Here is a 22,290-nt window from a genome sequence, read left to right as displayed (position 1 = left end):
AGGCCAGCTGGGCCGCCGCCGCAAGGCCAGAGACGCGCAATAAGACGTCGGTTCGGTGAAATTAACCGTCAAATCATCTTGCTGCGCCAGCCCGAAATGAACCTTGACCAGGTAATCCACGGCGTCCTTGAAAACGCTGCCGACCAGCAAAACGGCGCAGGCGGCGGCGATACCCAGCACGGAGAACAAGGCTTTGCCGGGATAGCGGCCAAGATGGCGCAAAATCATTCGGGTCGGCTGAGAAAATCGGTTCCAGAGTCGCGGACAAATCCGGCGCTGCCGGTAGACCGGCGGCGGAGCCGGGCGCATGGCCACCGCCGGCGCCAGCCTGAAAACCCTAACCAGGGCGCCGCCGGCGCCGCTTATGGCGATCAACAGACTGCCGCCGACGGCGAAAAGGACCAGCTTCGGATCAAAGGTAAACAAAAGAAAAGGAAAGTGGTAGTAGGCCAGGTAAACCCGGCTCAAACTGCGTCCCAGCCAGAAACCTGTCGGCAGGCCGAGAACGAGGCCGGCCCCGACAATCATGGCGACCAGTTTCAGGTAATGTCCGGTGATCGTCGCATGGTCATAGCCGAAGGCCTTGAGAATTCCGATTTCCTCGCGTTCGGCCGCAAACAGACGATCCATCGCGATCTGGAGCAAAAAGGCCGCGACCGCCAGGAAAACCAACGGATAAATCGTCGCCATCTGTTTGAGCTGGCGCATTTCTTCCATCAGATAACGGTTGGAGAGCTGTTCCTCGCGGCCATAGGCACCAAGCCCACCGTAGGGCGAAAACAAGCGGTCCAACCGGGTCATGACCTCAGCGGGCCGGGCCTTCGGCGCGAGCCTGACCAGCAGGTCATTGAAAGCGCCATTCATGTCAAAGGCGTTGGCCAGAGCCTGATGCCCGAGCCAGAGAATGCCGAAACGCTGGTAATCAGGAAACAGAGAACTGGGGTCCAGCTGGTAGATAAACTCGGGGGAAAGGGCGATGCCGACCACGCGCAGAGAACGATGACGGCCATTGACCGTAGCGCCGATCAGATCGCCCAGCTTAAGTTCATGCGCCCGGGCAAAGGCCTCGCAAACCACGGCTTCATCATCCCGGTCCGCGGCCGCCGCTGAGCATGTTTTTCAATCCCGGCGATCCGACCGTCGGCCAGACGCACAACCCGATCGGCCAGCCCCGCGATCGCGGCGTTGTGGGTAATCAGAATCGTGGTCGCGCCCAGTTCCCGGTTCGGCCGCTCCAACACCTCCAGAACCACGCCCCCGGTTTTCGAATCGAGGGCACCGGTGGGCTCGTCACAAAGCAGCACCGCCGGATTTTTGGCGATCGCCCGGGCGATCGCCACCCGCTGCTGTTCACCACCGGAAAGCTGGGCCGGAAAATGATCCATGCGCGCCTGCAGACCAACCAGCGCCAACGCGGTTTCCGGCGTCATCGGACGTGGAGTGATCTCGGTGACGACCGCCACATTTTCCCGAGCCGTCAGGCTCGGAATCAGATTATAGAACTGAAAAACGAAACCGACATGAAAACGACGATAATCGCTCAGTTCCCGATCCGAGGCCAGCGACAAATCCCGGCCACGATAAAAAAAAACGACCGCTGCCGGGCCGGTCAAGCCCGCCGAGAAGGTTAAGCAGAGTCGACTTCCCGCTGCCCGACGGACCCAGCAGCACTACGAGCTCACCGGCATAAAATTCCAAATCAATCTGGTCCAGGGCGGTAACCGTGACATCACCCAGACAATAGCTTTTCCTCACTCCCGCCAGGCTGAAAATCATTTCCGAAGCCGTTGCCGTTTTCATCTGTGAACAACTTTCGTCCAATCAGGCTTAATCGATTGTTATCACTAAGATTTATTAAGTAAATCTTAACCCGCCCCGCTCGCACCCCGCAAACAACTCCAGCAAATTCAATCGGTTACACAAAAAGTCAGCTATCTATTAAAGATAAATGAGTTTTTCCGGCTTATTCACACTCGCTGTGGAAAGCCTGTGGACAAGCTTCCGGAAAACTCGGAAAAAGCAATGATTAAGAGAAGCTACACGGCCAAGCCCCAGATTCTGGACAACGGCGACCAACTCAGGGGTCGACCCCTGAATACGCTCCCCAACCCCAGCCGCCGCAAGGGTTGCAGAAGCCCAGACTGACCGCCGCCGGCCCATAAAACCTGCCGCCGAGGAATTCTCTGCAAAATTTACCTTCCCCCAAAACACACTTTTATGCTAACTATTCAGTCCTTCAGGATCTTCTGGGTACACGATCCCGATTTCCTGCGGAAATCAGGTCATGTCCCCAGAGGATTCCACAACAGACTTTTATAAATGGCTCCGCAAGCCGCCATCGCGGCCACCGCAGAAAAACCCGTTACCAAAAGAGAAGCCATGCAAAGAATCCAATTGATGACCACGTTTACCGTGCTGATCATGGTAATGGGAGGTCTTTTCGCACCGAACTTCATTCCGGCGCAGGAACTTGACCCGCCTTGCGAAAAAACCTTCCCGACTCATGAGCCGGCGAAACTTCTCAATGCCGTTACCAACGCCGCCTATCCCCATGACCATGCCGTCCTGGCCGAGGAAATCGAACACCTTGAGTTCTTCGCCGACGGCTCCAGCCTCGGCTCGGACGAGGTCTATCTTACCATACTGGACGAAGAAGGCAAACGCAACCACGAGGTCTTGAGTTTTCATATCAACCGGGCCTATGGCGACCTTGAAATCGAACTCTGCGAAGTGCTCTCCGGCAATCGCCGGCAAACGATCGAGATTGCCGCCCACAGCCGTGAGGAGGCGGCCGTCGTCAACAGCCGCGCCAACATCTACAACCCCCTGCAGAAAACCCTGAAACTGTTCATCCCGGGACTGAAAATCGGAGATACGATTCATTATCGCCTGCGCCGCCGGCAGTTCAAACCGATTATCGAGCAGCAGATCTACGGCTTGATTCTCGGTCAGTACGACATTCCGATCAGATCCTATCACCTGACCGTCACCACGCCGGCGGAAACTACATTGCACTGGCTGATCAAGGATGAAGTCGAGGGCTGTGTCAGCTTCCGGCAAACCCAACTGCCCGGAACCCGGCCCCAAACCATCCACGCCTGGCATTTTACCGACGTGCCCCGAATCTTTCCGGAACCCCAGATGCCTTCGTTTCGCCGGGTCGCCATGCGCCTGCTTTTTTCAACCATCAAAGACTGGACGCAGATCGCGCAGTGGTACGCCGACCTGGTGAGCCCGCGCCTGGAAGCCCAGGGCGAGCTCAAGAAGATGGTCGCCGAACTGACCCAAGGGCAAAGCCGCGAAGCGCAGGTTGCCGCCCTCTTTTATTTTGTCGCCCGCCAGATTCGTTATCTGGGAGTCGGCGGCGAAACCGAGCGCCCCGGATTTGAACCTCACGATGTCAACCTGACCTTTTCTCGCCGGCACGGGGTCTGTCGCGACAAGGCCGCCCTGCTGGTCAGCATGCTCCGCTCCGCCGGTTTTGCCGCGGACCCGGTGCTGATTCGCCTGGGCGACCGACTGGACACGGAAATCCCGCTGCCGTATTTCAATCACGCCATCGTCGCGCTTTTCGACGAAAACGGGAAAACCCCAATCCTGCTCGATCCGACCTCGGAAACCAGTCGTCAGTTTTTACCTGATTATGAAAGGGAATGCTCCTATCTGATCGCCCGGCGCGACGGCGACGGACTCAGCGAAACCCCGCCGCCGGATCCCGACGAGAATCGCTTTGTCATCAGAATCGTGGATCAACTCGACGCGGACCGGCGGCTCAGCGGCAAAGTCACGGTCAGCGCCGGCGGCTTCAACGACAGCATGCTGCGTTCAATCATGATGAACTGCGGCCGACAAGAGCAGGAAGACTTTCTCAAAGGTTTTTTTTTGAGCCAGTACAGCGGCCTGGAACTGCGGGATCTGCAATGGTCCGATCCGGGCGATCAGAGCCGGGATTTCACCTTCTCTGGTAATTTCAGTCTCGCCGAAGCCGCAACCGAAAACCAGGTCACCCCTCTGGTGCTGATGGAAAATCCGGGTTTTCTTGAACGCCGGCTCTGGCGCCGGGTCAACCTGAGCGAACGCCGCTATCCCCTGAAACTGGGTTACACCCTGACCACCATTCTTGAGGAAGAGCTGACGCTCCCAGCCGGCAGCCGCGGGGAAACAGTTCTCCCGCCAACGCAAATCATCGATAATCAGGCGCTTTATTTTTCCCTGGAAGGCCGGGAAAGCCAGCCCGGCAAAATCAGCTGGCGCCGGGTTTTCGCCTTTAAAAAAACCGAAATCGAGCCCGCGGCCTACCCTCTGCTGACCGCTTTTCAAAATCACAACCGCAAGCTGTCGCTGACTCCGATCGATCTCGGCAAACCCTGAAAGAGATCTGCAAATCATGTTCAGACCAAGGTTTTTCCACCCCGGATATCTTTTTTTCAGTTTGATCTTTCTGTTTTTCACCCCGAGTCTGCCTTCCGCCCGGGCCCTGACGCCGGCAACCGCCGTCCCGGCCGGCGGACAAGGGGAAAATCCGGCGCCGGGCCTGGCGGACTTCGCCGACGCCGACGCGCTGAATCTGCTCATAAAAAAACATTACCAGGTGGCCGCTGACGCTTCGCAAAGCCTCAGATTGCAGATCCGACGCCGGATTCTGAGCTACAAGGGCACCAAAGACCACGCCGATTTCAAGTATAGCTACAATCGCTCCCGCGAAAACGCCAGGCTGCTCGGGGCCCGCACCATAACCACCGACCAGCGGATCATTGAGGTCAGACCGGAGGAAATTCACGATATTCCGGCCCCCTGGAACCATGAGGCTTCCCTGTATTCCCAAAGCCGCCAGCTGGTGGTCAGCCTGCCGGCGGTGGCGCCGGGCTGCGAGATCGAAATCGAAATCGAGCTCACCTGCGCAAACCCGCCTCTGGGTTTCTGGTGCGAAGAGAGTTTCGCGCTTTTCGATCCGATTGTCCGCAAGGAGGTGATTATCGACTGTCCGGCTGACAAAATCCTGCACTATCTCAGTCCCGGCCGCGTCACGCTTGCTTTCAGCCGCGAAGCCCTTCCCTCAGGACAGGTCCGCTACCGCTGGTACGGGGAAAGGCTGGCCGCCTGCCCTCGAGAGCCATGGGCGCCGAGCGCGGCGGAAACCGGCCACAGTCTGCTGGTTGCCGACTGTTCAAGCTGGGCCGAGGTCGGCAACCACTTTCAGAAACTGTTTCAGCCGGCTTTGACGGCAAGAATCGCCACGCCGACCGCTCCCGAGCCCCCGCTGCCGACGAGACCGGAAAACCCCGCGCCGACGGCGCTCTGCCGGCAACTCTACAGGCAGTTGAATGCGCTTACCTGTTATGACATTTCCCTGCTTGAAACCGACTTTACGCTTCAGGACCCGGCCAGAACCCGGCTATTGGGTTATGGAACCAATTGCGATCTGGCCTGCTGCCTGGTCCGGGAACTGCGGGCCCGAAAAATCGAGAGCCGCTTGCTGTTAATCAATCGCGAACATCGCTTTTTTACCCAAGATCGAAACCTGCCCTATCCCGGCTGGTGGAATACGGCCCTGGTCGAATGCGAAGGCGAGTTTTTCCTTTTTCACCCGGCGCGGCCGGCCCCGGGCGACAGCGGTTTCGATCAGGAATGGGCCCTGGACCCCGCCGGCGGCGAGTTCGTGCGGATTAAGGATAATAAAACCGCGACCACCTTCCGGGAGCTGGAGCTGACGCTGGAAAATTTCCCTCGCATCAGCGGTTCTCTGCAACTGCGCCTGCAAGGTGCGGCGGCGACTCCATGGCGTGAACAATGGCGCGATCTGGCCCCCCGCGAGCAGGAAATCGCCTTACGGGAGTTGCTGCACCTGATCAACCCGGAAGCCCGGGCTGTAAGCCCGCTCACCATCAGCGGGCTGGAAGAAACGGCGGCAGACCACGATCTGGTTTTCAGATGCGCCATCAACCTGGATCAATTCGCGGCCCCGCTTCCCGGCCGGCCGCAACAAAACTTTATTTATCTGAATCCACCCGAGCTACCGGAGGCCTACACAAGCCTGCTGCTTGACCGCCGGCAGCCGCTGGCCCTCAGACACAATGCCGAATTTCACGATTGTCTGAACCTGACCCTGCCGCCCGGCCTTCAGGTAACCACGGCCCCGGCTTCAGGTTCCGGCCGTCTGCCGGGCTTGAACTGGGTCTGCGAAAGCCGCTACGACCCGCAACACCGGCGTTTCACCCTGAACCGCAAGCTTGAATTACAACGCGGTCTGCTCTCCCCATCCGACCCCAATTACGAAAGGTTTCTCTCCCGCCTTCGCGCATTTCAGCGCCCCGAGGCCCTGCGCCTGATCCTGAGCCCAAGCGGCAGATAAGTCCGGCGGCCGCACTAAACCGGAAAAAATTAATCGTTCAGCCGCAGCCGCTTAAGACGCAGAGCATTGGAAACCACGGAAACCGAGCTCAAAGCCATGACGGCGGTTTTATCGGCAGGCAGGAGTTCGGCCTCGATCAGGTCAAAATCAAGGTTGCGGGTTACTGCCGCCACGGTTTCCCGCCGATCGCCGCTTAAAAGAACCAGCCTGATACCCATTTGCCGCAACTCGACCAGGGCCGCCGGAGCGCTGGCCCGTAATTCATCGGCGAGTCCGAGCAGGCCCACCACCTGTTCTTCCTGAGCCAGCAGCATCGCGCTTACCCCGCCCGCGGCCAGGGTTGCGAGCCGCTCCGTCACATCCGGCTCCAGCTTCAGGCCCTGCTCGGCGAAAAATCTCGCGCTGCCCAGCCGGACCACCTTGCCATTGCATACGCCCCTGACTCCAAGCCCCGAAAAAACGGTAAAGGCGGTAATCTCGTCGGGCGCCAAGCGCCGTTCACGGGCGGCGCCGACCACCGCCGCCGCCAAGGGATGCTCCGACAGATTCTCCAGACTGAAAGCCAGCCGCAGGAGTTCTTCCTCACTCCAGCCGGGCCGAGGCTCGTTATGGGTCAAACGCAGGACCCCGCTGTCAGGGTGCCGGTTTTGTCGAAAACCACCGTGGAAAGACGTTGGACCCGCTCCAGAACCTCTCCCCCCTTGAGGATAATTCCATGCCGGGCTCCAATCCCGGTGCCGACCATGATCGCCGTCGGCGTCGCCAGTCCCATGGCGCAGGGGCAGGCAATGATCAGAACCGAAATCGCATGGAGCAGAGCCTGATTGAAAGTCGCGGCGGGAACCAGAAAGAACCAGACCAGAAAGGTCAGTCCCGCCAGCCCCAGAACCACGGGGACGAAAATCGCGGCCACCCGGTCGGCGAAACGCTGAATCGGAGCCTTGCTGCTCTGCGCCTCATCAACCAACTGAATAATCTGCCCCAGGGTGGTCTCATCGCCGATTCTGGTAACCTCAAAAACAAAACTGCCGAGCTGGTTCAGGGTGCCGGCGAAAACCTCATCACCCTCCGCCTTGCGCTGCGGCCGGCTCTCGCCGGTCAGCATCGACTCATCCACGCTGGAGGAACCGCCGCGCAGGCGGCCATCGACCGGCAGACGTTCACCCGGGCGCATCTGAATCAGATCTCCGGGGCGTAGATCCTCGATCGGCAACTCCAGGAAACCATCCCCGCGCACCACCCGAGCCCGGGGCGGCTGCAGGGCATAGAGCTTGCGAATCGCCTGCGAGGCCCGACGCCGGGCCTTGAACTCCAGCAGACGCCCGAGCAGCACCAGGGTGACAATCATGGCGGCGCCGTCAAAATAAAGATGAGCCGCAGCCGGGTCCAGCTTCAGAAACGAGGGCCGCAGATAGATCAGGACGGAATAAACGTAAGCCGACAGCGCTCCCAGAATCACCAGGGTATTCATGTCGGCCGCCCCCTGGCGCAAGGCGGCATAGGCGGCTTGAAAAAAATTACTACCGACCCCGAAAAGCACCAGACTGGTCAGAATCCAAGCCAGCCGGGACAGCCATAGGGTGGGCAAACCCTCCAGAACCGGAAAGCTCTCCGGCATACTAAAAGCCATGATCAACAGGCTTAAAACCATCCCGAGAGCAACCTTGACGGTCAGAAACCTTTCCCGGCGTTGAGCTTCATCTTCCTGCCGGCTGATCAAGCGACTGGAAACCCGACCCTGAAAGACAAAACCGGCCGCGCTCACCGCCGCCTCGACCAAAGCCAGATCTATAGCCCGGTCTTTTTCCGGCAGCAACAGCGCGCGCCCGGCCGCCAGGTTAACCCGGGCTTCGGCAACCCCCTCAAGCCGGGCCAGAGTTTTTTCGACCCGACGGACACAGGTGGCACAGGACATGCCGCCGATGCCGATATTTTCAGGCAAGCTCATAGCCGGCCTCATCAAGATTTTGGGATAGGGCTTCCAGATCAATCTCCGCAGCGGCCGTAAAGCTCACCGCTCCCGTCTTCAGATCAACCTCGATCTCTGCGACCCCGGCAAACGCCGACAAAATTTCAGTCACCGCTTTAACACAATGCCGGCAGGACATGCCCTTGACCAAGATGGTCCTTTTCATCACCTCTCCTCCTTAAAAATCCCGGGAAAACTCTGACCTAACCCGTATCAGGCAACGTCAACCCCGCAAGCGCCGGAAACCCATCACAGAATGACCGCCATCAGGGTAACCGTGGCCTTGGCGACCAGTTTTTCCCGGCCCGCAGCATCCGCGGAAAAGACCTCGGCTTCGGCAACCATCACCTGACGACCGGGGTTGATCACCCGGGCCCGACAGTTGACCAGGCAACCAAGGGCCGGCTTGAAAAAATTAATCTTGAATTCAATCGTCAGAATCCTTTTTCCCCCCTCCACCAGGGTGAAGGCACTGTAGCCGGCCGTATGATCGGCCATGGTGGCGAGCACTCCGGCATGGACAAAACCATCCTGTTGCTGATGCTCGGGTCTGACCAGCAGACGGCTGTCAAAAATCCCCTCTTCGACCCGGGTTGCCGTAAACCCGCAGTAAGCCGGAAAACCTTGCGCAAAATCATCCCGTAAGAACCGGGCTCTGGCGATGTCCATAGACAAACTCCTTTCTTCAACTTTCCCCAATCATGTTCTGCGACACTTTTGGGCCGACAGAATTTACGCGCCTCGCCTTTACAGTGTGAAACCGGAAAAAATTCAGCCTGTCGAAAGGCACCCGTTTCACATAGCAGAAAACGAGGGAGCTGTCACTAGTTGTCCCCTGAGGTTTGGGTTTCCCCTTCCGCCCCGGCGACAAGACGATGCCACCCTCAAAAAGAGCGCTTGACTTTTCAATAAACAATATTATGCTTCAATGCAGCTGCGGGTCCCGCAATCCAAGGGTTGTTTTACGCCCCCGCAAACAAGTACGCCCTGCAATTCATTTGCCGGCTTTGCAAACCGGAAATAAAAAAATCGCGGCATCGTAATGGGCAAGTGGCGTTCAAAGAGCGGCGGAATGGAGCCTCTGAGGGTCTGAATGAAAGAGCCCGAAGATGAGAATCGGCGGCCGCAGAAGAGGGATGCCGAGACGAAAAACGCATTTAAAACGAGATTGTCCAGCTGTATAAACAGGAACATTCTTATGCAAGCAGAAAAAACCGATGGTGTGCGGATGATCTGGCACAGTTTCTCTGCCGTAGCGACGCTTGACAAGCTGAATAGCTCTGCCGCCGGCCTTGATCAGCGCGAAGCCGGGGCGCGCCTTGCGCAATACGGGCCCAACCGTCTGCCCGAAGCCAAAAAACGCAGCCCGCTGTTACGTTTGCTGCTCCATTTTCACAACATTCTCATCTATGTACTGCTGGGTTCCGCGATGATTACGGCGCTGCTGGCTCACTGGATCGATACGGGCGTCATTCTCGCGGTGGTCGTGGTCAACGCCATTATCGGTTTTATTCAGGAGGGCAAGGCGGAGAAGGCGATGGATGCGATTCGCCAGATGCTCGCGCCCCGCGCCCATGTCGTTCGTGACAATGCGCGTCTTACCATTGACGGCGAGCATCTGGTCCCCGGCGATATCGTGCTGCTCGAAGCGGGCGACAAGGTCCCCGCCGATCTGCGCCTGCTTGCCGCGCACGGCATGTCGGTCCAGGAAGCAATTCTGACCGGAGAGTCCGTACCCGTCGAAAAACGGGTAGAGCCGGTCACCGCAGAGGCGCCGCTGGGGGATCGTTCCTGCATGGCCTATTCCGGCACCCTGGTGGTTTCCGGCCAGGGCAAGGGGGTGGCGGTGGCTACCGGCGGCAAGACCGAAATCGGGCGGATCAGCAGCCTGCTTTCCGAGGTCGAGACCCTCACTACGCCTCTGGTAAGGCAAATGAGTCTCTTTGCCAGATGGCTGACGCTCTTCATCTTGCTAGTCGCGGCACTGCTGCTGAGCTACGGTTATTTTGTCGCGCAGCACGATTTCGCGGAACTCTTCATGTCGGTCGTGGGCTTGTCGGTTGCCGCCATTCCCGAAGGTCTGCCCGCCGTGCTCACCATTACCCTTGCCGTTGGCGTACAGATGATGGCGAAACGAAACGCGATTGTAAGGCGGCTGCCCGCGATCGAAACACTGGGTTCGGTTTCCGTGATCTGTTCGGACAAAACCGGCACCCTGACACGCAACGAGATGATGGTGGCTTCGGTGCTGACACAGCAGCACCTCTTTACCCTCGATGGCGATGGCTACACGCCCAAAGGCGCGCTGAGGCTCGACGATGCCAGAATTTCGCCCTCCGAACATACCGTGCTCGAAACCCTTGCCCGGGCCGCCGCGCTTTGCAATGACGCAGCCCTGCACGAGAGAGATGGCGTGTGGCATGCGGAGGGCGATCCGATGGAAGCCGCCCTGCTGGCGTTCGCCGGAAAGATGGATGTGGATGTGCGCAAGGAACAGGCGGCATGGCAACGCACCGACGTCATTCCCTTCGATTCGCGACACCGCTTCATGGCTACGTTGAATCATAACCATGCACACCATGCCTTTGTCTTTGTCAAAGGGGCGCCGGAGCGCATCCTCTCCATGTGCCGCGATCAGCTGGGAGCGACCGGGAAGCAGGAAACGCTGGAACACGGTTATTGGGAGCAACAAGCCGCAGCCGTTGCCGCGCGGGGCCAGCGCGTGCTGGCCCTGGCCGCAAGAGCGGTGCAGCCCGAGCACACGGTACTTGAACATACGGAAGTTGATGGCACGCTCACCCTGCTCGGCCTGGTGGGCATGATCGATCCGCCGCGGCCCGAAGCGATCGCCGCCGTGGCGGAATGCCATGAAGCAGGTATCCGGGTGAAGATGATTACCGGCGATCATGCGATGACCGCAGCTGCGATCGGCAGACAGATCGGACTGCGAAACCCGGAAACGGTGCTCACCGGAGCCGATCTGGACGGCATGGACGATCACGCTTTGAAAGCGGTCGTTCTTGAGTGCGACATTTTCGCCCGCACGAGCCCCGAACACAAGCTGCGTCTGGTCACCGCGTTGCAGGAATACAATATGACGGTGGCGATGACCGGCGACGGGGTCAATGATGCCCCCGCGCTGAAACGGGCCGACGCGGGCATCGCCATGGGACTAAAAGGCTCCGAAGCCGCCAAGGAGGCGGCGGAACTGGTGCTCGCGGATGACAACTTCGCCTCCATCGTTGCCGCCGTACGGGAAGGCCGAACCGTGTATGACAACCTGAAGAAAGTCATCAGCTGGACGCTACCCACCAATGCCGGTGAAGCCATGACGATCATGGTGGCGCTCTTTTTCGGCATGACGCTGCCCGTCACACCGGTTCAAATCCTCTGGGTCAACCTCATCACCGCCATCACGCTGGGAATAGCACTGGCCTTTGAGCCGACCGAAGAGAACACGATGCGCCGCCAGCCGCGATCGCGGGACGAGCCGCTGCTGAGCGGTGAGCTGATCTGGCATATCGTTTTTGTATCCCTGCTTTTCTTAGGAGGTGTTTACGGCATCTATGCCTACGCCGTAGAACGCGGCTATTCCGTAGAGCTGGCGCGCACGATGGCGGTGAACACGCTGGTGGTGATGGAGGTTTTTTATCTGTTCTTCATTCGGAACATCGACAGCGCCTCATTGACGTTCAAGGCGATGCGAGGAACAAAAATACTATGGATGGTGGTGATCGCCATTACCGGGGCGCAGTTCGCCATCACCTATCTGCCGCCGCTGCAGACTGTTTTCGCCACCGAAGCCATCCCTTTCCGGGACGGGCTGCTGGTAGTTGCCATCGGCCCGGCACTTTTTGCCGTCATAGAGATGGAAAAGCGGATTCGTCTTTCTAAAAATGGTGTCCGGAATCGTGCCTCCCATCCGCAAGCCAAGCCGTAAAAAAAACGCGGCTTGTTTTTTCAAACCGAAAAGAAATGGTAACGGACTGAAAGTCCAGTCTGTTTAATGATAGTCCTGCCGCTGTAAAATATGCGTGTCATCTAAACCATTCCGCCGCCGCCGGCAGGCCGTCGAGCATCAGGTTGTCGGCGGAGCCGTTCAGAACAAAGCCGATCAACTTACTATCCGCCTGGTAGCGAATAAAGGTGGCGCTACCGATGTCATCATCGAACAGGTCTTCTGCGATGTTGACGACCTTGGCCCCGGCGGGAACGGCAAGGATGCGGCAGGCGATGGTTTGTCCGCTGTCGCTGAGAGCTTTAAGGGTGACCGTAGCCGTTCTGTCTCCGGGATTGACGAAGGCGATACCGGTCCATCCCTGTCGTTCTTTTTTCAGAAAAACACCTCTGAAACCGCCGGTGGTCGCGGCGATGGACACCCGGTTGCCTGGCTGTGAAAACTTAGTATAGCCGGAAAGATAGAAAGAATCAGCGGCAAAATCCAGGTAGGCGATCTCGTCGGCGTCGACAAAGACGTTAGCAATTCCCACCTCCAGTCGCCCCCCGGCGGGAATGGTGACCGCCCGGGGACCTCCCAGGGTCTCCCCTGCGGCGCTGTATGCCCGCAACTCCCCGTTGACCTCCAGACCTTCGAGGTTGTTGGTGATTCCGATTTCGGTCTGCCACGTACCGGCGCAGGCGATGTGGGGAAAATAGAGATGGTAGCGTAGCGGTTTTTCTTTGAGGGACAAGGGAGAGGTCGAGGTTCGGTAATGGGAGAAGAAGCGCTCCAAATCCTCCCATATCAAGCTGGTGTAAGTATGCCCCACATCGGGATAGATATAAAACTGACCGTTGCCCGTCTCCAGGTTGTAGATTGCTTCGGCCTTTGGCCAGCGGACGTAAGGGTACTCGGGCGGGGCGCCAAACAACCGGTAGACCAGCTGCCGTTCTTCATCGCTGAAACCGTCTGCGTAAGGCACGGCGTCGTTATTATCGGCATCGCCGATAAAGATGAATGCCGGAATCGCCTGAAAGGCGGTCAGATTGAACGGCGTACCAACCAACGATTCCAGATCCGCGATTCCCACCGGGTAGATCAGCTCCTGTCCCTCCCAGAAAGCCGCCGGAACGGTGGGCCAGCCGCCCGGCGAACCGCTGGCCACCGCTTTAATTATCTCCGGGTGCAATAGGGCGAAGCGGTTTACGAAAGACCCGGAAGCCGAATAGCCATTGAGGAAAACCCGGTGCTCCAGAGTGATACCCCGCCCGGCCAGGCGTTGCCTGGCATCGTTGATCATAGCAATTAACTGAAGATCAAGACGCTCAATGCCGCTGACTGTCGTGGTCAGGGAATCGCGATCAAGGGCGTGAGTGTAGATTTGCCAGTTGCTGCCGGACGGCCGCGGAAAGGCGGGCACCAGCAACGGTACCTGGAGCCGCTCGGCGAAACATGAACGCAAGTTGAGTAGATTACTGGCTGCCGTTTCATGAACTGCCGGGTCATCGCTGGGGGCGCCGGTGTTATTGGGTTCCACCAGCAGCACCGAAGGCTCAGCTACAGTTGTCGGCACGTAGAGAAAATAGGGCCAGGAGAAACCGGCCGCAGGATGGGCCTCGATTCTTTCATCAACACTGGCCGTAGTAAAGGTCAGGGTATAAGGAACAAGATAATCTCCTTCTTGATTCTGATATCCGTTCAGGGTTATTGAGACGGTAGTCTTGGCGGGCAACAGCGTGTCGGCGGCATCACGATTCAGAGTCAGGATCGTGCCGTCTGGCGACCAGCTGCAGGATGATCGCCCCCAGTTGGATGAGGTACTGCCGCAGGAACCGGTAGACATCGGTTCGCTGAAGGTAAAGCTCACCATGGTCAGGCCGCGTGCGATATCAGTGGCTCCGTTGGCTGGGATGGTGCTGATGACGGTTGGAATTCCGCTGGCGGTAACTGGGCCGGCAATGACCAGAAAACCCAATATTACCAGAAACATTATCCATTTTGTGGCTCCGGTTTTCATGATTTCAGACTCCTTCTGATCCACTTTGCGCACAGATTATCGGGATTGCCCTCTATAAGTTTCATAAAAACCCTGTAATTGTCCAGTCAATCAGCAAATTCGCGGGGAGCACTGGAAAAACAGACATGAGTTCTGAATGAAAAACTCATTTAGCCCCCCAAATCCCGGTTGTAGTCAACCAAGCGTACAAATAGCGGAAAACGAGGAGTTTGTCACCAGTTGTCCCATGAGGTTTGGGCTTCCCCTTCCGCCGCGGCGACAAGACGATGCCACCCTCAAAAAGAGCGCTTGACTTTTCAGTAAACAATATTATGCTTCAGAGCCACTACGAGCCCCGCAACCCAAGGGTTGTTTTAGGCGCCCGCAAACAAGTACGCCCGGCAATTCATCTGCCGGCTTTGCAAACCGGAAATAAAAAAATCGCGCTATCATAATGGATACGTCTATCTTTAACAATCCGGGACTGAGCCTGGCCCTGGCTCTGGCCACGGGCATGATCGCCCAGGTTCTGGCCCACCATCTGCGCGTACCCGGAATCGTCCTGCTGCTGGCTACCGGGGTCATCTGCGGGCCGGATGGAGCGGGACTCATTCGACCACAGGCCCTGGGACCGGCCCTTAACCTCCTGACCGGATTCGCCGTGGCCGTCATTCTCTTCGAAGGCGGCATCAATCTCAAGTTCAAGCAACTGAAAAAGGCCCAGCACTCCATCCGTCAACTGATTCTCGTGGGCGGCTTCGTGACCGTGATCGGAGCCGCCGCCGCGGCACATTTCATCATGCGGTGGCCCTGGAAAAACGCGATTCTGTTCGGCACCCTGGTCATGGTAACCGGCCCGACCGTCATCAATCCGCTGCTCAAACGACTGAAGGTCAAACGTTCGGTCGCCACCGTTCTGGAAGCCGAAGGCGTTTTAATCGACGCCCTCGGCGCGGTCGTGGCCACGGTGGCGCTGGAAGCCGCGTTAAGTCCCGCCGGCGGCGCTCCCCTGCTCTGGGTCTGGCATGTGCTGTCCCGGCTCGGCTTCGGCATTCTGAGCGGCGGCATTTTCGGAGCCGTTCTGCTGGCTTCGTATCGGAACAAAAAGCTGCTGCCCGAGGGCATGGAAAACGTCTTCACACTGGCCGCCATCCTGGCTCTCTTTCAGGTCAGCAACCTGATTCTTCCGGAAAGCGGCATCGCCGCGGTCACCATGGCCGGTATCGTCATCGGCAATTTCAGCGCTTATGCTTTACGGGATCTGGTTGAATTCAAAGAGGAATTAACTATTTTACTGATCGGCATGCTGTTTGTCCTGCTCGCCGCCGATGTGCGCCTGCTTCAGGTTATCAGTCTGGGCCGGCCGGCGGTCGTAGTGGTTCTGATTTTAATGTTCGTGGTCCGCCCGGCGGCGGTTGCGGCCGGCACCTGTTTTTCCGATCTCAACCTGAAAGAACGTCTTTTCATTGCCTGGATCGGCCCACGTGGAATCGTGGCCGCCGCCGTGGCCTCCTTCTTCGCCTCAACCTTTACCGAAATGGGGTTGTCCGGAGGCTACGAACTCCGGGCTCTGGTTTTCCTGGTCATCACCGTGACCGTCGTTTTTGCGGGACTGAGCGGCGGTTTGATGGCAAAGGCCCTGGGGTTGCGACGCCCGAGCCAGGCGGGCTGGGTGTTTCTCGGAGCCAACGTTCTGGCGCGCGCCCTGGCTAAGATTCTCAAGGAGGATGGACAGGAAGTTGTCTGCATAGACGCCAACGCTGATCATTGCCAGGCGGCGGAAAACGACTGCACGCGGGTTATCTATGGCAACGGCCTGCAAACCAGAACCCTGCTGCGGGCCGAAATCGACACTCGCCGCGGGGCTCTGGCCCTGACCGCCAATGACGAAATCAATTATCTGTTTATCCAGAAAGTACAAGAACAAGCCAAGGGCCTCTTTCTGGGAACAAGCTTGAAATATAACCCCGCCAACTTGACCCCGGGAATGCTTCATAAGACCGGGGCCGAGCTTCTCTTCGGAGCTCCGGTCGACATCGAACTCTGGGAGCGTCGTTTCCAGAGCGAACAGGTTCATCTTCAGCTCTGGAGATATTTGCCCCCGGCAAAACCCAAGCCGGAATTTCTGCCGAGCGACTTAACGGAAAAGGAACGTCTCGGAATCGCCTGGCGAAGAAATCACAGGCTGGCACCGCTGACGAATGCAACCGATTTTAAAAAAGACGACGAGGTGTACCTGTTTGTTCACACAGCCGGCATCGAAACGACAGCCAGGGTTTTACAGGAAAAAGGCTGGCAACAAGTGCGCGGGCAGCCGGACCGGAAAGCGTTCAGCCCTTCGGTCTGCAGGCTGGAAGAGACTGAATCCAGATTGAAATGATATCAATCCGCCTTAGTCGAGCTGCGGTTTTTCCCGTTCTGGAAATTCAAGCCGCAGGAAATTCGAGGTGGACCATCGTCCTGAGGATGATGGCGAAAAGGCATCGCCATCAGATTTCCACTACTTTGTTCGGGTCGAAATCGCCCCGGTTTTCGCCGGCATAGCCCCGGGGATTACAGACAATCCGGGTGCGACCGAGTTTATAGTCAAAGGAGTTGTGGGTGTGGCCGTGCAGCCAGAGCCGAGGCTGATACTGTTTGATCATGCTTTCCAGGTCGACGATGAAAAAGGGGGTCAGGGAATCCCCGGCGTAACAGCGGGCCAGCGAACCCCAGGCCGGGGCGCTATGAGTGACCACCGCAGTCTTATCAGGATCACCGGCCGCCAGGTTCACCCGCAGCCAGTCCTTTGACTGCTGAAAAAAATTGCGCACGTCTTTGGGTCTGAGAAAGCGCTCGGAAGCTGCATCCCGCACCCTGATCGAGGAAAAGTCACTGATGCCGCGGTGGGCGCACTTAGCATGAAAGTAGGCTTCGCGATAAAGGTTAAAATCCGTCCATAAAGTGCAGCCCAGAAAACGCAAGCCGTCGATTTCCACCGCCTCATTCTCAAGAAAATGGACTCCGGCTGACGCTGACCCTCGGCGCAAGCGCGCCAAAGTCTCGAAATACTCAGAACCATAGAATTCATGATTACCGGGCACATACACCACCGGCAAGCCGGCGCAATTTTCCTCGATCCAGTCCAGCCCGGCGGTATCCTGGGCGATATCTCCCGCCAGCACCACCACCTCGGCCGCCGCCGTCGACAAAGACAACGGCGCAAACTCCAGATGTAAATCACTTAAAAGCCTGATGCGCATGGATAAACCTTTTGCAATAATGATCTAAGGCGAAAACCTTCCCGTAACCCCAAAAAACTCTGCAGGTTATTTTCTTCCGCTTCCCATCGACTTCCCCGAAAACTGGTTGGAAGTAAACGGCGATCAGTTCTCGATCGGGAAAGACTTTAAGGAATAACTCCAAAAGCAGAGAACTAACAACGCCGCAGAATGGAAAGCCGAGCAAAAGGGGAACACTATTTACCATGATCAACCGGTTGAAACAGTCTTTCCTGCAGGCGCGCGCTCCTTAGCAGAAAAAAAACTGGCTGACAACCCCAAACTCCTTGAATCGGTACTTGCACTAAACAATTATCCCCAGGCAACAAAATGCAAGCAGACACCGCTCAAAAGCAATAAAGCACTTAACGAACAATCTCGTTAAGTGCTTTATTTTATTTCATTATTGGCGCGCCAGGGAGGATTCGAACCCCCGGCCTACGGATTAGAAGTCCGTTGCTCTATCCAGCTGAGCTACTGGCGCGTAAAAAATTTTCGAAAGCGGTCTATTTCAGCTCCGCGAGCCCCGGAATTTTGGTTTCGTAATTACAACCTTTTCGCGGACAGCGCAAGACTTTATCGCCGCCCTCGCGGCTTTTTTTCTCGACCAGAAAAGGATGGTCGCAACGGGGGCAGGAAAGCGGGTAAGGCTTGTCCCAGATGGCGTATTTACATTCAGGATAGCGGTTACAGGCATAGAAGATTTTACCCTTGCGGGATTTCTTTTCCACCAGCTCGCCCTCGCAACCTTCCTGAGGGCAGGCAACCCCTGTCCCGACCGAGCTGGTATATTTACATTCGGGATAGGTCGAACAGGAGATAAAACGGCCGAAACGGCCACTGCGCAATTTTAAAGGCGCGCCGCAGGTCGGACAGCTGCCGACATCGGCCGATGACTCGAGTTCGCCGCCCTCGCCTCCGCTCAGATCCTTGGTATTCTTGCATTCCGGATAATTGGGACAGGCCAGGAAACGACCATTGCGGCCCCATTTGACCACCATTTTCACCTGACATTTTTCACAAACCTGATCAGAAACTTCCTCTCCCGCCTTCTTGGCGTCACGCATGGTCACCAGCGCGGTTTTAAGCTGGGCCGCGAAGGGACGATAAAAATCCGCCAGCAAGGACTGCCAGTCACGCCCGCCCTCTTCAATCTGATCAAGATCAGCCTCCATGCCGGCGGTGAATGAAACATTGAGAATTTCCGGAAAGCTCCTGGTCAGCAGGTCGGTGACCAACTCTCCGAGAGCCGTCGGATAAAAACGTTTTTCAACAAGCTCAACATATCCCCGATCCTGAATCGTCGACATGATCGAGGCATAAGTGGAAGGTCTGCCAATCCCTTTTTCCTCCAGTTCCTTAACCAGGGTACTTTCCGTAAAACGTGGGGGCGGCTGGGTAAAATGCTGCTTAGGCAGAATTTCATGCCGGCGCAAAGACTCACCCTCATGCAGGGCCGGCAATTCCGTTTCCGCGTCATGCTCGTCCGGGGAAGGGTTATCGCGCCCCTCTTCATACACGGCCAGAAAACCGTCAAAAAGCTGGCGACGGCCCACGGCCCGCAGCTGATAGCGCTCTCCCGCCGCGATCGAGACCGTGGTCTGGTAATAACGGGCCGGACTCATCTGACTGGCGACAAAGCGTTTCCAGATCAGACTGTAAAGACGAAACTGATCGCGCTCCAGATAAGCTTCTATCTCTTTCGGCACATAGCTCACCGAGGTTGGCCGAATCGCTTCATGGGCATCCTGGGCGGCGTTTTTATTCTTATAGATCTGAATCTTGGCCAGTAGATATTCCTTGCCGAAAAGCTTCTCAATGCTTTCCCGACATTCAGCAACCGCAGCATCGGCGACCCGGACCGAATCGGTGCGCATATAGGTTATGAGACCGACCGGCCCCGAAGCCCCAAGCTCGATCCCCTCGTAGAGCTGCTGCGCGACCAACATGGTTTTTTTAGCGCTGAAACCAAGTTTGCGGGCGGCTTCCTGCTGTAGTTTACTGGTGATAAAGGGCGGTGTCGGCCTCCGCTGCCGTTCTTTTTGCTCAATCGCGACCACCCGAAAATCAGCCCGACCGAGATCGGCGACGAATTTTTCCGCCGTCTCCCGGTCCCCGACCTCGGCCTTTTCGCCGTCGACAGAATGAAGCCGGGCCGCGAAAACAGGTAGCTCCGCCCCTTCCAGGGTAGTGGTGATGCTCCAGTATTCAACCGGAACAAAAGCCTTGATTTCGGTTTCTCTTTCGCAAACCAGGCGCACCGCCACCGACTGCACGCGACCGGCACTTAAGCCCCGGCGCACGGTTTTCCAGAGCAAAGGACTGATCTTATAACCCACGATTCGGTCAAGGATGCGCCGCGATTGTTGAGCATTCACCTTGTTTTCATTGATCTCAAGAGGCTCCTGCAGGGCTTTCTCAATCGCGGTTTTGGTCACCTCGTGAAAAAGCACCCGCTGAATGGGTTTGCCCGCCCCCAGTTCATGAGCGATATGCCAGGCAATGGCCTCCCCTTCACGATCGGGGTCGGGAGCCAGCAGGATGCGGTCCGCCCGACGGGCCGCTTTCTTGAGTTCCCCGATTATTTTACCCTTTCCTTTCAGCGGTTCATAATGCGGCTCAAAATGGTCGCCCACAATCTCGATACCGAACTTATTGTCCGGCAGATCCCGAACATGTCCGACCGAGGCTTTGACGATATACTCCGGTCCCAGATATTTGCCGATGGTCTTGGCCTTAGTCGGCGATTCAACAATCAGAAGCGTACGCGATCCCATCAGTGAAAGACAATCTCCTGATCATTTTCGAGAAAGTTCAAAAAGCGGTCACGCTCGACTCCATTCGGAGCCCCGATCAGAACCACCATGGTGGCAATCACCTTGATATCCTCAAGCCCAACCCGAAACCCGCCCAGAAACAGGGCCTGGTCGATAATATCTTCAATCGCGGTCTGAGTCAGCACATCCATCTGTCGCAGACGCGACAGCCAGGCCCGGGCCCGAACACTGAGAAAGCGCAATTCCTCGGCCGTGAAAAATCTCTGGAATCCGGTATCCGGTTCGAGATTGAGCAGCTGACGATTAAGTCCCTTGCCCTGGGAAAGATTGGCGATCCAGCTGAAAGCCGTTTCGATCTCAGGAAAATCAAAGCCCAAGGAAACCAGATCATCAACGATCTCCTTTTCCTGTTCGTAAAGATCGACGTCGTCCGACAGATAGTCGGAAATGATCCCGATAATGGCCATAACCCGTTGATACATCAGAAAACAACTCCAAAAACCGAAAGGCGACCCTTTGGTTTTATAAATATTCAGGAGCAATGCGCAAGCTGCCGCCGGCGCCTTTAATCAACATGCCGGACAACTCCAGCTCCAGTAGCAATCGACTCAACAACCCGGTTTCCCAGGATAATTTTTCCAGGAGCTCGTCGAAGGTGCTTTCATCCTGCCCCAGGGCCGCGACCAGACAAGCCTGTTCCCGGTTCAAGACCGGCCGCGACGATCCGGCTCGCATCTGGCCTGAACTATGGTTCTTTTGGCGGGCAGTAAGCAACCAGGGCAGGGCAACAAAGATATCATCAACCGACTCCAGTAACTGGGCCCCATCCTTTAAGAGTCGATTCACGCCCCGACTGCCCGGCATCCCCGGCGGACCGGGTACGGCGAACACCTCCCGACCCTGCTCCAGCGCCAACCGCGCCGTAATCAGGGAGCCGCTACGCTCACCGGCTTCAACCACGACGACCCCGCAGGCCAGTCCGCTGACCAGTCGGTTACGCCGCGGGAAATTGCCCTTGTTGGGGACGGTCCCCGGAGGAAATTCGGTCAGCAGGGCGCCATTTTCGGTAATGCGGGCGCTTAAATGACGATGCACCGCCGGATAAACCAGATCAAGCCCGGTACCCAGCACGGCTAGGGTGGGGCCTCCACCCTGCAAACTGCCTTCATGGGCAGCGCCGTCCACCCCCAGCGCCAAACCACTTACTACGGCCAAACCCTGGGAAGCTAGTCTGGAACTTAACGAAAAAGCGAAATGCCGCCCCAGTGCCGACGCCTGCCGGGCTCCGACCACGGCAATCCCCGGCAAAGACAGACAAGCGACTGAACCTTTAAGATACAAAACCGAAGGCGGATCGACGATCCGGGCCAGGGGTTCGGGATAGCGAGGATCGTCCAGGGCGATAATCTCCCCACCCAGGCCGGCGACTTGGCTGCGGATCGCCGCCACCCGCCGCCAATCGCTGAAAGAGGCCATTGCGCAGGCCGCCGCCGGACGAATACCATAGTTCTGCAAGATGGATTCCGGCGCCTGGATGATCGCTGCGGCTGAACCCAGGCCACGCCAAGCCCGGGCGATGCCCAAAGCCCCAAGCCCGGGCACCAGGGTCAGCGCCAGCCAGTAATCCAGAGATTCATGTCGAACCATCACAGGCCTGCCGTGGATTGAGTGAGTGGCGGAAAACCCTGGGAAAATCTCGATTTCCAGGAACGAGGCTGGTAACAAAACCGCCGCAATAAACAAATTAACCGGCTTAGTCAAGGGAATTTTCAACCGGGACCATCTTTTCGATCCGTCCCGAGAGAACAAAGAATGCCATTTAACGCCGGCTGTAGGCACGATGAGCCGGGCATCGGACCTTAAAAAAAAAGAAAAAATCCGGGATAATTTCTCCGCTTACAGATTTTTTTCGTATTTGCGGGAATGCGAATTGCTTTACATGCTAAGGACTCTATCCTAAAATCCACTTGTGTTTAACCTTTGCCTGTGCTAATGT

General features: G+C 57.2%; 14 protein-coding genes, 1 tRNA gene and 1 pseudogene. 4 read left to right on the top strand and 12 right to left on the bottom strand.

What is annotated here, in order from left to right:
- Nucleotides 1-1,077, bottom strand: a 1,077-nt coding sequence (locus tag ENN66_09805; protein ID HDS16877.1) for an ABC transporter permease, incomplete at its 3' end; no start/stop codon positions are given.
- Nucleotides 1,026-1,800: pseudogene (locus ENN66_09800) on the bottom strand (ABC transporter ATP-binding protein). The gene ENN66_09805 and the pseudogene ENN66_09800, both read right to left, overlap by 52 nt.
- A 519-nt stretch (nt 1,801-2,319) precedes the next feature.
- Between ENN66_09800 and ENN66_09795 the strand changes: the two are divergent.
- Both ENN66_09795 and ENN66_09790 read left to right on the top strand, forming a co-directional pair.
- On the top strand, nt 2,320-4,371 hold the full coding sequence (locus ENN66_09795; protein HDS16876.1) for a DUF3857 domain-containing protein: 2,052 nt from the start codon (nt 2,320-2,322) through the stop codon (nt 4,369-4,371).
- A gap of 16 nt (nt 4,372-4,387) precedes the next feature.
- A complete protein-coding gene (locus ENN66_09790; GenBank protein HDS16875.1) occupies nt 4,388-6,352 on the top strand; it encodes a DUF3857 domain-containing protein in 1,965 nt (654 codons plus the stop codon).
- Between the two features lie 29 nt (nt 6,353-6,381).
- On the opposite strand, the gene ENN66_09785 is transcribed toward ENN66_09790, so the two are convergent.
- The 4 genes from ENN66_09785 to ENN66_09770 form a co-directional block, all read right to left on the bottom strand.
- Nucleotides 6,382-6,975 (bottom strand): HAD family hydrolase, encoded by a 594-nt coding sequence (locus ENN66_09785; GenBank protein HDS16874.1) that lies wholly within the window; start codon nt 6,973-6,975, stop codon nt 6,382-6,384.
- Nucleotides 6,966-8,312: a heavy metal translocating P-type ATPase gene (locus ENN66_09780; protein HDS16873.1), complete on the bottom strand. Its 1,347-nt coding sequence runs from the start codon at nt 8,310-8,312 to the stop codon at nt 6,966-6,968. The genes ENN66_09785 and ENN66_09780 overlap by 10 nt, the downstream gene beginning before the upstream one ends.
- Entirely contained in the window at nt 8,287-8,487 is a 201-nt protein-coding gene (locus tag ENN66_09775) for a heavy-metal-associated domain-containing protein (GenBank protein HDS16872.1), read from the bottom strand. The genes ENN66_09780 and ENN66_09775 overlap by 26 nt, the downstream gene beginning before the upstream one ends.
- A gap of 83 nt (nt 8,488-8,570) precedes the next feature.
- The gene (locus ENN66_09770; GenBank protein HDS16871.1) at nt 8,571-8,990 is read right to left on the bottom strand and encodes a PaaI family thioesterase; all 420 of its coding nucleotides are present in this window, start codon (nt 8,988-8,990) and stop codon (nt 8,571-8,573) included.
- 529 nt (nt 8,991-9,519) lie between these two features.
- Between ENN66_09770 and ENN66_09765 the strand changes: the two genes are divergently transcribed.
- Entirely contained in the window at nt 9,520-12,261 is a 2,742-nt protein-coding gene (locus ENN66_09765; protein HDS16870.1) for a cation-transporting P-type ATPase, read from the top strand.
- Between the two features lie 97 nt (nt 12,262-12,358).
- Here ENN66_09765 and ENN66_09760 read toward each other — a convergent pair whose 3' ends face one another.
- A complete protein-coding gene (locus ENN66_09760; GenBank protein ID HDS16869.1) occupies nt 12,359-14,278 on the bottom strand; it encodes a hypothetical protein in 1,920 nt (639 codons plus the stop codon).
- A 433-nt stretch (nt 14,279-14,711) separates the two neighbouring features.
- On the opposite strand from ENN66_09760, the gene ENN66_09755 reads away from it, so the two are divergent.
- A complete protein-coding gene (locus ENN66_09755; GenBank protein HDS16868.1) occupies nt 14,712-16,637 on the top strand; it encodes a sodium:proton antiporter in 1,926 nt (641 codons plus the stop codon).
- Between the two features lie 109 nt (nt 16,638-16,746).
- Here ENN66_09755 and ENN66_09750 read toward each other — a convergent pair whose 3' ends face one another.
- The 5 genes from ENN66_09750 to dprA all read right to left on the bottom strand — a co-directional run bounded on the left by ENN66_09750 (nt 16,747) and on the right by dprA (nt 21,941).
- Nucleotides 16,747-17,499, bottom strand: a complete 753-nt coding sequence (locus ENN66_09750) for a metallophosphoesterase (protein ID HDS16867.1) — start codon at nt 17,497-17,499, stop codon at nt 16,747-16,749.
- 425 nt (nt 17,500-17,924) lie between these two features.
- Nucleotides 17,925-18,001, bottom strand: a tRNA-Arg gene (locus ENN66_09745).
- Nucleotides 18,002-18,023: 22 nt separating this feature from the next.
- Complete coding sequence (gene topA, locus ENN66_09740; GenBank protein HDS16866.1) at nt 18,024-20,294, bottom strand: type I DNA topoisomerase; 2,271 nt, start codon at nt 20,292-20,294, stop codon at nt 18,024-18,026.
- Nucleotides 20,294-20,776: a DUF494 family protein gene (locus ENN66_09735; protein HDS16865.1), complete on the bottom strand. Its 483-nt coding sequence runs from the start codon at nt 20,774-20,776 to the stop codon at nt 20,294-20,296. The genes topA and ENN66_09735 overlap by 1 nt, the downstream gene beginning before the upstream one ends.
- A gap of 40 nt (nt 20,777-20,816) precedes the next feature.
- On the bottom strand, nt 20,817-21,941 hold the full coding sequence (dprA, locus tag ENN66_09730; protein HDS16864.1) for a DNA-protecting protein DprA: 1,125 nt from the start codon (nt 21,939-21,941) through the stop codon (nt 20,817-20,819).
- Nucleotides 21,942-22,290 lie beyond the last annotated feature (349 nt).

The sequence above is a fragment of the Pseudomonadota bacterium genome (genome assembly GCA_011049115.1).
In the GTDB taxonomy this organism is placed as follows: Bacteria; Desulfobacterota; Anaeroferrophillalia; order Anaeroferrophillales; family Tharpellaceae; genus DSCM01.
This window is presented reverse-complemented; position numbering and strand designations above follow the sequence as displayed.

Bases quoted from the DNA above. Each gene is read 5' to 3' on its own strand.
- ENN66_09770 (HDS16871.1), bottom strand. From the start codon at position 8,990: ATGGACATCGCCAGAGCCCGGTTCTTACGGGATGATTTTGCGCAAGGT.
- ENN66_09790 (HDS16875.1), top strand. From the start codon at position 4,388: ATGTTCAGACCAAGGTTTTTCCACCCCGGATATCTTTTTTTCAGTTTG.
- ENN66_09750 (HDS16867.1), bottom strand. From the start codon at position 17,499: ATGCGCATCAGGCTTTTAAGTGATTTACATCTGGAGTTTGCGCCGTTG.
- ENN66_09735 (HDS16865.1), bottom strand. From the start codon at position 20,776: ATGTATCAACGGGTTATGGCCATTATCGGGATCATTTCCGACTATCTG.
- ENN66_09780 (HDS16873.1), bottom strand. From the start codon at position 8,312: ATGAGGCCGGCTATGAGCTTGCCTGAAAATATCGGCATCGGCGGCATG.
- ENN66_09755 (HDS16868.1), top strand. From the start codon at position 14,712: ATGGATACGTCTATCTTTAACAATCCGGGACTGAGCCTGGCCCTGGCT.
- ENN66_09795 (HDS16876.1), top strand. From the start codon at position 2,320: ATGGCTCCGCAAGCCGCCATCGCGGCCACCGCAGAAAAACCCGTTACC.
- ENN66_09760 (HDS16869.1), bottom strand. From the start codon at position 14,278: ATGAAAACCGGAGCCACAAAATGGATAATGTTTCTGGTAATATTGGGT.
- dprA (HDS16864.1), bottom strand. From the start codon at position 21,941: ATGGTTCGACATGAATCTCTGGATTACTGGCTGGCGCTGACCCTGGTG.
- ENN66_09775 (HDS16872.1), bottom strand. From the start codon at position 8,487: ATGAAAAGGACCATCTTGGTCAAGGGCATGTCCTGCCGGCATTGTGTT.
- topA (HDS16866.1), bottom strand. From the start codon at position 20,294: ATGGGATCGCGTACGCTTCTGATTGTTGAATCGCCGACTAAGGCCAAG.
- ENN66_09765 (HDS16870.1), top strand. From the start codon at position 9,520: ATGCAAGCAGAAAAAACCGATGGTGTGCGGATGATCTGGCACAGTTTC.